This is a genomic window from Roseburia yibonii (genome assembly GCF_014297335.1).
GTDB lineage: Bacteria > Bacillota > Clostridia > Lachnospirales > Lachnospiraceae > Roseburia_D > Roseburia_D yibonii.
In genome coordinates this window covers 1-11,148 of sequence record NZ_JACOQH010000015.1, presented here as the reverse complement: position 1 = coordinate 11,148, position 11,148 = coordinate 1, and the positions used below count along the sequence as shown (strand labels likewise).

At 36.3% G+C, this 11,148-nt stretch carries 13 protein-coding genes and 1 pseudogene; 3 read left to right on the top strand and 11 right to left on the bottom strand.

The genetic code is table 11. The features are described 5' to 3' along the window. Both H8Z76_RS13500 and H8Z76_RS13300 read left to right on the top strand, forming a co-directional pair. On the top strand, nucleotides 1-196 hold a 196-nt coding region (locus tag H8Z76_RS13500; protein WP_207723146.1), incomplete at its 5' end, for a hypothetical protein. Between the two features lie 411 nt (nucleotides 197-607). Beyond that, nucleotides 608-1,114, top strand: a complete 507-nt coding sequence (locus H8Z76_RS13300; RefSeq protein WP_186982824.1) for a hypothetical protein — start codon at nucleotides 608-610, stop codon at nucleotides 1,112-1,114. 258 nt (nucleotides 1,115-1,372) lie between these two features. Here H8Z76_RS13300 and H8Z76_RS13295 read toward each other — a convergent pair whose 3' ends face one another. The 9 genes and pseudogenes from H8Z76_RS13295 to H8Z76_RS13255 all read right to left on the bottom strand — a co-directional run bounded on the left by H8Z76_RS13295 (nucleotide 1,373) and on the right by H8Z76_RS13255 (nucleotide 9,348). Then, complete coding sequence (locus tag H8Z76_RS13295; RefSeq protein ID WP_186982823.1) at nucleotides 1,373-2,974, bottom strand: ATP-dependent nuclease; 1,602 nt, start codon at nucleotides 2,972-2,974, stop codon at nucleotides 1,373-1,375. An 11-nt stretch (nucleotides 2,975-2,985) separates the two neighbouring features. Beyond that, on the bottom strand, nucleotides 2,986-3,855 hold the full coding sequence (locus H8Z76_RS13290; RefSeq protein WP_186982822.1) for a DNA adenine methylase: 870 nt from the start codon (nucleotides 3,853-3,855) through the stop codon (nucleotides 2,986-2,988). A 109-nt stretch (nucleotides 3,856-3,964) separates the two neighbouring features. Continuing rightward, nucleotides 3,965-4,315: a DUF6061 family protein gene (locus H8Z76_RS13285; RefSeq protein ID WP_186982821.1), complete on the bottom strand. Its 351-nt coding sequence runs from the start codon at nucleotides 4,313-4,315 to the stop codon at nucleotides 3,965-3,967. Between the two features lie 948 nt (nucleotides 4,316-5,263). Further along, nucleotides 5,264-5,935 (bottom strand): annotated as a pseudogene (locus H8Z76_RS14055) (plasmid recombination protein); the annotation flags it as partial. 310 nt (nucleotides 5,936-6,245) lie between these two features. Next, nucleotides 6,246-6,554 carry a complexin-2 gene (locus tag H8Z76_RS13275; RefSeq protein WP_330595073.1) on the bottom strand — a complete coding sequence of 103 codons (309 nt, stop codon included), beginning with the start codon at nucleotides 6,552-6,554 and terminating at the stop codon, nucleotides 6,246-6,248. A 48-nt stretch (nucleotides 6,555-6,602) separates the two neighbouring features. Next, a complete protein-coding gene (locus H8Z76_RS13270; RefSeq protein ID WP_186982820.1) occupies nucleotides 6,603-7,583 on the bottom strand; it encodes an AAA family ATPase in 981 nt (326 codons plus the stop codon). A gap of 98 nt (nucleotides 7,584-7,681) precedes the next feature. Then, nucleotides 7,682-8,080, bottom strand: a complete 399-nt coding sequence (locus tag H8Z76_RS13265; RefSeq protein ID WP_186982819.1) for a plasmid mobilization protein — start codon at nucleotides 8,078-8,080, stop codon at nucleotides 7,682-7,684. Further along, a complete protein-coding gene (locus H8Z76_RS13260; protein ID WP_186982818.1) occupies nucleotides 8,077-9,138 on the bottom strand; it encodes a site-specific integrase in 1,062 nt (353 codons plus the stop codon). Before H8Z76_RS13260 ends, H8Z76_RS13265 begins: the two co-directional genes overlap by 4 nt. Nucleotides 9,139-9,156: 18 nt before the next feature. Further along, entirely contained in the window at nucleotides 9,157-9,348 is a 192-nt protein-coding gene (locus H8Z76_RS13255; protein ID WP_116444116.1) for an ICEBs1 excisionase, read from the bottom strand. Nucleotides 9,349-9,513: 165 nt separating this feature from the next. Between H8Z76_RS13255 and H8Z76_RS13250 the strand changes: the two genes are divergently transcribed. Next, nucleotides 9,514-10,053, top strand: coding sequence for a helix-turn-helix domain-containing protein (locus H8Z76_RS13250; protein ID WP_186982817.1), 540 nt, complete (start codon nucleotides 9,514-9,516; stop codon nucleotides 10,051-10,053). A 144-nt stretch (nucleotides 10,054-10,197) separates the two neighbouring features. On the opposite strand, the gene H8Z76_RS13925 is transcribed toward H8Z76_RS13250, so the two are convergent. Both H8Z76_RS13925 and H8Z76_RS13245 read right to left on the bottom strand, forming a co-directional pair. After that, nucleotides 10,198-10,314: a putative holin-like toxin gene (locus H8Z76_RS13925; protein WP_022085598.1), complete on the bottom strand. Its 117-nt coding sequence runs from the start codon at nucleotides 10,312-10,314 to the stop codon at nucleotides 10,198-10,200. 130 nt (nucleotides 10,315-10,444) lie between these two features. After that, a complete protein-coding gene (locus tag H8Z76_RS13245; RefSeq protein WP_186982816.1) occupies nucleotides 10,445-10,963 on the bottom strand; it encodes a GrpB family protein in 519 nt (172 codons plus the stop codon). Nucleotides 10,964-11,148: the final 185 nt, after the last annotated feature.

Here is an 11,148-nt window from a genome sequence, read left to right as displayed (position 1 = left end):
CTGTAGCTTGTCGATCGGTTTGTACATTGTTTTAGTCCCTCGTATGCTCAAAATCTGTAAAAAACTGCAAGAAAAACGATTTGTTTTCGTCAAAATCCTTGCTATCATTATACCAGAAAGTGGGGCAAAAGTCAGTAAAATCAAGTGTTTGCGGCTTGATCAGCAGACACGAATTAGATCAACAGCATGTTCTTGATTATGAAGGGTATAAAAATATAAATGTTTTGAGCCATTTTTCCATACATCACAAGTGTATTTATGAACTAATATAAGATTATCAATATATGCTGGAATACTCACAAATGTTTTAAACACTCCTAGCACCTGTATGATTGAATAATCAATTGCATGCTGATACTCATCTTGAACAAAATACTCTTTAATTTTTTCAAAATCTTCGAGTGTAAAATGATTATTCCCAAATATTACTTTATTCTTTTTACTGACACTTTATATTCCTCTTATAGGAATTATCATTACTCAATTTGTCAGAAAGGATTTATTTTCTATCACCTATATGGTTTTTATAATAGATTTTATCATATCCATAATTCTAACAAATATTTATTATAATTTTTTCAAATTGCCAGAAATAGAAGATATTGATATGTTAATCGAATATATTAATTTTTTCAAATCAAATCCATCAGATTTGCTATATATTGAATCTATAACTTGGTTTTCCCATCTTATAAAAGATGCATATATTAAACCAAACGAATGCAATTGTGATGAATTTAACAGTTATATAAATCATCTTTATCTTATTTTACGTCCGAATAATTCAGGATTATGTGCTGCAACAAAACGTAAATCTTCTTTTGTAGCTCTTTGTATAAAAATTATTAATAAAGAAAATATAAATGAAGATATTTCAAACTTTAAAAATACTCCAACTGAGAAATATAATTATATAAATATTGTACATGATAAAAATATAATTATCTATACCTTGTTCTTACCTATACATACATTTGCTTGCTTTCTAATAACAAAGGGATCTTGCAGTACATTTAATGCATCTGTATTCTTCGGTAATTTGCTTCTCTACATACCGACTGATATTCTTGCAATTTTGATATATAAGGGAGTCTTAAAAAATACACAAAATTAGTACCAAAATAGTACCGCAAGGCAAAAAACAAGCTCGCAAATGCCCATTTTACTAGGCTTTGCGAGCTTTTGAAAATTATTCAAACTCTTGGACGGAATGATTTATCTGGCTGTTTCTTGGTACACATTTGTGCGTTTTATTCTTCATATTCATCTAATTTTGCATTTTTGTGTACCTCGGCTAAAATTTTTAGAGCCAAAATAGAGCCAGGCATTAGAATTAAGATATAGGACATCTCTTGATAAAATCTACAATGGATTACTCCTTAATTGTTATAGAAAAAATTCTACTTGCAACTGCATTATACGACTCAACAAAACTCTTCTTGAATTTCTCTACCAACTCTTTATTATCGGCAGCCCAAAATTCAAATAACTTTGTTGAGTCAAATATCGCCTGATGATCAACAAACCATTTTTTATATTTTTCTCTATCCTTTTCTTGATTATATCTCGATGAATCTGGTCCATTTTCCTTAAAATATGTCCAATTCATGTCAACTTTACTAGCATTCTCCCAATATGGATGTTCTGGGTCCAAATCAAGAATATACTTGTATATTACTTCCTCAGGTCTTACAGTCCCTGGTAATTTTATGATATTATTTAAACGATTTCTTAATTGTTCAGGAATCGTTTGTAAATCCTTATCATTTACATCACCATCAAGCACAATAAGAACATTTCCAAAATATGATATATCACCAGTATATAGACTTAATAGCTGATCACAACCAATTTTGACATCTAATATATCTACATAAGGCAGATACTCTGGTACTAATTTACGTATAAACCACCTATTTTCTGCATCTTCTGAATAAACTTTTACTTTATTTGAATTTTGCAACATAGATTCCACCAATAAATCATTTTCAATTGTTGAATAATCCGGATTGCGTTTCATTTCTAAATGTCTATTTCCATTTGTAAAATAATACAATTCAACAGGATTATTCTTATTAATATTATTATGCACAGTTTTGTTGCAAATATGCTTAAGTAAATCAGAACTATGCGTTGTCACAACAACTTGTATATCATTTACTTTTGCTTCCTTTGTAAGTAAATCAATAAGCCTCTTCTGTGCTGCTGGATGAAGTGTTGCATCTATCTCATCAATTAACAGGAGACCTCCAGTCCACTCTTCTCGTTGTTTTTTCAGTCTTTTAAAAGAAAGGATAGCCATTAAAATCTGTCCCAAGTTATCTTGACCGGATGAATTAGTCAGATAATCATACTTATCAGTTTCTATGCCAACACCTTTTTTCTTATCAGTTTCTCCTATTGAATAATTGCTAACATCCGTAACTGTATCATATAGTGATAATATCTGAGTATATTGTTCAACAAACCACTGTTTCTGTTCATCATCAATGAACTTTATCTTTTTTGTGGTTATTTTGTCCTCATTAGCCTCACCTATAGGAAATAACCTAGATAATCCCAAATAAATTACAGGTATCTGCATTTTAGCTTCTGTTTTTTTACCATCTTCAAGCATTTTTAATGGAATCACTCTAAATCGATCTTTTCCATTATCATTTTGCCAAGCAGTCCGGAATTTTCTATAATCGATCTGATCATCATTTTCATCGACTATATCTATTTGAATTCTGTCAGAGCCTGAAGCATCATATTTTTTGCTTCCATGAAAAATCTCACTAAATTCTGCTCTAAACTGTCCATCTGCATAAGTTGTTCCATCTTTCTTTTTTAATTCACCACTATTGGCCAATATACCTAAAATTGTGGATTTACCTGTTGAATTTCGCCCGGCCAAGACTGTCAATCTTTTTCCTAACGAAATATCCATATCCTTAAATTGTCTAAAATCATTCAACTTTAATAACTTGTACATTCGTGATCTCCTTATCGTAAATTCACACAAATTCCATTATGTTGTAATTGACTATCTGTAGGTATCATACTTTTCCGTTTAAATATAATAATCTCACTTGCTTTTCTCTTTACAGCCGCACTATAATTCAAATCAAATCTCTTTAAGATATGATTTTGATAAATATCTGCTATTTCCTGAACGTCATCATATGTAATAACCCAATCACAATTAACTTGATTATTTATCATTCTCTCGATCCTAACATGATCATCATATGAAAAGAAGTTCAAATATAATTGTTTTCCTTTATCAAAATATGGCGGGTCGAAATACACAAATGCGTTCTGCTGATATTTTGGTAAATAATTTTGAATAAACGAATTAACATCTTTATTATATAAATGAATATGGTTTTTTCGACTTGCAATTTTCACTATACGTTCTATCAATGCTTCTCTGTTAAATCTTGCATCCATTCTCCAATTACCAGCTTGTTCTATACCGCCAATTACGCCACCCTTTATTATCCCTGATCTATTTGTTCTATTCAAATAAAATGTTGCGAAACCAAGCTCATAACTATATCGACTACAATCATCAATTATTTCTCGCTGCCTGTTCCATTCATCAATACTCAGTTCTACATTTCGTATATTATTTATAAATCTATCTGTTTCTGTAAGAATTGCTCTCCAAAATGAATATATCCCCTTATCCAAATCGTTGATAACTATATCACTCACAATTCCCTTTTCCAATAATTCCAGTGCAATTCCCGCGCCACCAGCAAAGGGTTCCACATAGGTTCCACCCAAATGTCCTGTTTGTCTAATCAATAATTCCATAAATGGCTCTAATTTTCCTTTACCACCTGGATATCTTAACGGAGAATAAAACATACTGTATCTCCTTTCTGTCCGACTATTATTTTATCTAATATCATATCAATTTTTATCCAATTTCACATCTAAAGTATACAGCATTTTGTGCAAAACATCTATACTTATTTCAACTCTCATACCTAAAAAACTCCCTAGCCATCATCTCCGCCGTAGCCCGATTATACCCTTTCTTCAAATACCCCTGCACAATCATTCCAAACATCCCTTTAACCATATCATCCTCGATATCACAATATGCCTGCATCTCCCCGGATAGTGCCATCGCCACATACTCTATCGGCTTTTTATCCAATAATTTATGTAACTTTACCAGTGACTGCTCTGTTGTTCGCAGAGCAGCCTCTACTTCTTCGCACTTTATCCGAAGCATATTCCCATCTGTAAACCATACCTCAACATAACCATTATCCATGTTATAAGCATATTCCACAATATTATCCATTCTGTCATCCTTCATCACATCAATCCATCCTTTACATTATCTTGCTTCATAAGTCCTTTTATATCGTCTAGCTTTCTGTTCCACACGCTCCTGTTCCTTCACTTTACCAATAATCGTATCAATCTGCTCAGCACCAGCATACCTCTTCACACGCTCCAGATCATCCGCCTTTTCCTGCAACAGCTCTGTCCTTTCATTCATATCCCTAATCTTTCCCTTATAAAACTCCACACTTTCCAAAAGTTCTCTCTTCTCTTTTCTCAGTTTCAGGACTTCCTCTTTCAGCCTTACACACTGAATTGTCAGATTTTTCACCAAAGACTTCAACTTATTCACAAGTGGCAATACCACCTTATCCCGAAACGCTTTCGCACTTGTAAATGCTCCTAGCTCCGGCAACTGCCATTCTGGTGCTTCATCATACTTACGCACATCTCGTTGTAATAATTCCTCTGATTGAACCATCTTCTCTATATTGCTTTTAAGCTCTTTCTGTTGCTTTTCAAGCTGAACATTACTCTGTTGCAAATCATTGTATTTTTGTCTTAATGTCTGATTATCAGATTGCAATGCATCGTTCCTTTGCTCCAGAGTATGATTGTCATCAGATAATCGGTCATTCACATTCTGTAATTCACCATTCGTGTATTGTAAATCTTCATGTCGTTGTTCCAATTCCTCATTATCTGCCTGTAATCTTTGTTGCTTCTGCTTCAAATCATGATTTTCCATGCGAAGCCTGTCTTTGCGGCTTTCAAGCCTAGAATTCTCCACACGCAAATCCTGATTATTTGCCAGCAATGTCTCATTCTCCTGTTGTGCCACTGCACTTTCTTCTTTTGCCTTTTGCACTGCTGCTTCTGCTATTTGCTTTTCTGATGCAATATCATTTAACTCCTGTTTCTTTACTGAAACTTCTTCGCCAAGCTGTGCAATCGCCGAAGCTATTTCATATTTCTGGCTATCTAATTCTGCTACTTCCTTCGCCCGTTCTTTCTTTTCAAATTCTAGCACAGACAAATGTTTCTCATGTGTGCCCTTTTGAAGCCATGCCACATCATATCGCTCCATTACAGCTGCAAGTTCCTGCTTCTCTGATGCAATCCATTGATTTAATTCTGTAGCACCTCTTGTGCCGCCTTTGAACCCCTCCGCAGCCAATGCAGATTTTAACGATACTCTTGTATCCAATCCTCGCTTACTACCTGTAATATATGGCACAAAATCAATGTGTAAATGTGGTGTTTCCTCATCCATATGCAGATGTGCCGAGAATACATACAAGTTCGGATTTCTAGCTTGGAACTCATCCATAAATTCCGTTAAAATCTTTTTTGCCAACACTCCGTCCTCACTTTTGGCATTCATATCATCCTTGTTTCCAATCTGAAATATTACTTCATGAAACAACTTTTCCTGCTTGCCTCGTCTGATTTTCTCATAGTAATCATCAATCACACGATCTTTCCGTTTCTATTTTGCATTATATCGTTCCAATGCCTCATCAAACAGCTTATGATAAACTTGTTTAATATCTTCCTGACAAAATTCCACATTATCAACACTTCTGTTTTTATCTACATTCTTAGCTGTAAATGCTCTGGTATTATGGTTCACAGAACCTTTTCCGATCATTGCACTTATTGTTCTCTCCATAGGCAATCTTCCCCTTTCTTTTATCTGTCATATTAGCACCGGATATCGGCATAGAGCGAGGTTTCCTCGCTCTGGCTTTGTTACTTTCGTCGAAAGTAACGCAAAAGCACTTTTGACAGCTACGCCATCAAAAATGCAACCTGACAAGTCAGGTTTTGCGCCCTGCCGGGAGCTTTTCTGCCTGCGGCAGTCAGTGTACACAAGCCTCCACTATGTCAAACACACCACATTTTCCTTATCGATTCTAACGGAAGCGTGACACGCAGCCGTTATATATGTTTAAAAAAAACTACCACCGAAAACTCTCCGGCACACCTCGTCTATCCAAATATTCCTTTCGAGCCCTTTTCTTTTCTTCTTCTGTTGGTGCGGTCTTATATTTTGTATATAATTCTCTCATCACCATTGCATCCAGTTTCTTTTCTAAGCCCTGCTTTATCTGCGGTAACATTTCCTCCTGCTCCAACATAAAATATCTCATTATCGCTACAAAAAGTTCCTCTGAAATCTGTACATTTTTCATATCAATCCACCAAGCCTTTTCTAATTCAACCAAGGCCGCAACACTGCAATACCTATATGCTTTGCAACCTTGCATAACTTATCTCCGCAATTCTTACATAGTCTGCAATGTTGCGTTCTTACTTTATCTTTGTTTAATCACATCTAAGTCCCAATACCATGAATTATTGATTTTCTTTGCCCGAATCTCCAACTCTTTCTTTGCATTTTCCAATGTTCTCTTAGAAATTCCCTGTTCCTCAGCCAGTTCAAAAATCTCTTTACTCTGCATCATATTGGTTGTTTCCGCCAGTCCAAGAAGCATTTGCTTTGCCTGCTCCAGCTTATTTGCCTTTGGTGCAATTCCGCCAAGCACTTCATCTGCTGTAATTTCATAATCTCCTAACCAGTGAAATCCTGACTCCGATAGCATAAATGCTTTCGGATGTCCAAATGCAGCGAGATTATTCTTTATCTGAACAACAGCTCTCGTATCAGGTTCTCCTTCTATTCTACCGACCAGAAGCACGCTCCTGGCTACTGCGAAGAAATCAATAGACCCCATACCTCTATATGCAGCTTTATTTCCTGATGCCTTATTCATATGACCGATAAGAAGAATTGCACACTGATATTTCTCTGCTAATGCTCCCAGCTTCTTTGTCATATCTCTTGCTTCATTTGCCCGGTTCATATCCATTCCACCACCGAGATAAGCCTGTATCGGATCTAATATCAATACCTTTGCACCAGTCCTAGCAAGTGCCTCTTCAAGCCTTTCATCTGCCATAGACAGGGATTTATTGCTTTCATCAATAACAAGTATCTTTTCACAATCCGCTCCGGCAAGCTCAAGTCTTGGCTTTACTGTATCTGCCAGTCCATCTTCTGCCGTCTGATAAATCACATTTACAGGCTCCTGTACATTCATATCGTTGTCAAGATGCTCTCCCTTAGATAACTTGGCTGCTATGTTTAAAACTAATGTAGTTTTCCCATCTCCCGGATCACCCTGAATGATTGTCAGCTTTCCATATGGTATAAATGGATACCACAGCCACTTCACTTCCTGCGATTGTACCTCTGACATCCGTATCATCTTTAATTCTGTCTTCTGTTCTTCCATAAATGTCCTCCAAATTCTAAAATGTTTTGTTTGCTCCTTGGAAGAACCTCTGTTATACTTTAGTTGTATTTACATTGATAACAGAGGTGTTCCCGTTATCACAAGTCCTGACAGTTGCCGCTGTTTGGACTTTTTTCTTTTTCTTCCTTTGCTCCCTGCCAGAGATACTTTGCACCATCAAGCATTGAAATAATCGCCTGTAACATATCCATACAGTCATTCCGCATATCTTCCAATCCTTCGTCTGTAAGCGTTACATCCTGCTGCTTCAGCTGTCTTACCAGTTCGGATATATTAGTCTGCATATTCTGCAATTCTTCTACAAGCTGATATATGACCTCTTTCTTACCTACAACGCATATTTTGTTATAAATGCAGGAACGAACAAAATAGTCTTTCTTCTGCATGCCGCTTGCAAGTATCTTGGCTTCAATTATCTCCCGCTCTCTGTCCGATACACGAAAGCTGATTGTTGGATGCTTGTGTACTCCGCTCATAGATTGTCCTCCTCGTTTTCCAGCTCTAGCCTGTCTGCCAGTTCTGCCTGCTTATTTGGGTATAAATGTGAATAAGTATTTAATGTTGTTTCTATCTTTTCATGTCCCAGCCGCTCTGCTATTGCCAATGGCTGAAATCCAAGCTCCACCAGAAGCGATGCGTGGCTGTGCCGCAGATCATGCAGACGGATTCTCTTTACGCCTGTTTCCTTTATACCTCGTACAATCTCATGTTCCATATAAGACTTTGTAAACCGGAACATTCTTTCATTTGGCATAATCCCATATAAATGACTGCAATATTCCTTTAATTCCTCTGCCAGAAATGGTGGAATTGTGATCTTACGATTGCTCTTTGGTGTTTTAGGCGGTGTAATCACATCCTTTCCATCTAATCTCTGATATGATTTGGAAATGCTTATAATACGCTTTTCCAAATCAATATCTTCATAGGTAAGTGCCAGTAATTCACCTATGCGCATTCCTGTCCAGTAAAGAAGCATAAATGCCATCTTCGCCTCCGGTTTCTTCTCCATAGACGGAAGAAACTGCTTAAATTCCTGCTTTGTCCAAAACTCCATATCGTCAGCTTTGCTTTTCCCGATACTTCCTGCTTTTCTGCAAGGATTATCTTTCAGGTCATAATATCTGACTGCATAATTGAAAAGTGCTGCCAACTGGTTATTGATACTTTTTAGATAAGTTGGTGCATACCCCTGCTTAATCAGTTCATTCTGCCATGCCCGAATATCCGCTGTCTTAATCTCGCACATCTTTTTCCTCTTAAAATACGGCGTAACCTTTAGATCAAACACATATCGTTTATTCTTAATTGTGCTTTCTCTAAGTCTGTTCTCCATATCAGCAAAATAGATTTCAACGAAATTCTCAAAGTTAATATCCAGATCCTTTCTCTGCTGTTGCCGGAAGTTACGCTCCCATTCCTCTGCTTCTGCTTTTGTCTTAAAACCTCTTTTGTTCTTTTTATGGCGTATGCCTTGCCAGTCCTCATAATAGAACTGGCTGCGCCAAGCCTTACCATCTCTTGTAGCCGGCATATTATCATCTCCTCTCCTTTAACCAACTGCCATGCCATAAAACTTTTCTTCAAAATACTTTGTAGGCACCTTGCCTGAAATCACCCGATAGCCTTTTTCTTTCAATTCATTATTAAGACCACGAATGATTTTGTAAGCATATCCTCTTGATACTCCAAGAATCTGTGCTGCTTCATCTGCTGTTACATACATCTTCATCGTATTCTCCATATTGTGTTCTCCTTTCTGTTTTTATTTCGGTACACTTTTGTGACCTTATTTATTCGTATTATACGGTACACATTTGTGTCTGTCAAGTAATTCATCAAACTTTTTATACACAAATGTGTCCTATTGTGATAGAATAGAGCTAACAAATCATAAAGGAGCTGTTTTATGACTACTGGAGAAAAGATTAAATATTTTCGGAATATGCGTGGAATATCGCAAGAAACACTTGGTCAGCTATCCGGCATAAACTCCGCAACCATAAAGAAATATGAATATGGAATCCGAAATCCAAAACCTGACCAGCTTTTAAAGATCGCCAATGCATTAGGCATCAGTATTAACATTTTCATGGATTTTGATATAGAAACAGTTTCTGATGTATTATCATTGCTGTTTAAATTAGACGATCAGATTGATATGAAATTTGAAGCAGATAAAGATGATGAGGGCAATTTCAAGCCATCAACTGTTAAGCTCTCATTTAAGAACAATCTCATCAACAAGAAACTTTCTACCTATATGAAAGCTCTGGAAATTCGTGAAAATATGATAAATGCAAAAGATGATTATTCCGAAGAAGAATATAACGCCAGTTTACAGCGTATTAATGAGAACATCGAAGAAATCAAGCAGCATCTGCTTGATGACAACATGGTTGTGTCGAAAGGGACTGACAGGCTTACTGTAAAAATTTTTCCAAATTAGCAAAACCTCTTGAATTATCAGACATAAGATGATAATATCTAATTAAACAGAAAGCACCCACTCCAAAGGTGGATGCTCCGAGTTTAGGTTAATGAATGTCCTTAAGGACACCGCCTATCCTGTTGGCAGACAGGATAGGCATTTTTATTTTCGCTTGTTTCTCTTATCGAGAAAGGCAAGCAACGCTACAATCAAGCTACCAAAGGACATCAACAATGCTAATATCCCAATGAAAATCGAAATGATTTCATAAGCCGTCATCGGCGCCACCTCCCTTCCTATGTATTCCGATAGACCGGTATCATAAAACTCGGGAGGCTACCACCCTGTCATGGGTACTTTCCTTAGATAGTATCCTAACATAAGAACTAATGCTTCTGCAAGGAAAAAATTATTGGTTATCAAGAATAATGTCTATCATATCTTGCTTTCCATTAGTGTATGCTATCCTATCATCTGCATACTTACTTTCCAGTTCTTCCTTTAACTTCTGATACTGCAAAGCCATATTCTCATTAGCATTTAGATAATCTCTAAAATGAATATAATTTTTCCACTCAGTTCCATTCCATTTCACAACGTGAATATGGTGTGTCCTGATATCCTTTTCCATATCACCCATTACATAAAGAACCTGATGTTCGACATCTGAACCACGATAAAAAATTCCTTCATTCTCTAACTGCTCATTATGTAACTTTATTCTCTCAAAATCAGTTACTCCTACGACAATATCAATAATCGGTTTAGCTTTGATCACTGATATTGCTGTACTTCCAATATGCTGTATATCAACAGCATCATCACCTAATATAGATTTAAGTGTTTTAATTGTTTGAATGGCAGTCTCGTCCCACTGTTTATCATGCGGTTCAAGTTGCACTGTTCCTCTTTTTAATCCTAATGACATAAAGCACTCTCCCCTTGGCTCATCTATTCTGTTCATCTCTTATAAATGGTTCCTTGATTTCTTTACTTAGTGTCTGCTGATTAAGCAGATATCTGCAACTTCCAGCTCTTACATCTGTTCCAGTCATGCCAGAAGCGGAACAGGCGCAAAAGAGCGTAAAGTATTCGCCTCTGAATCCTGAACAG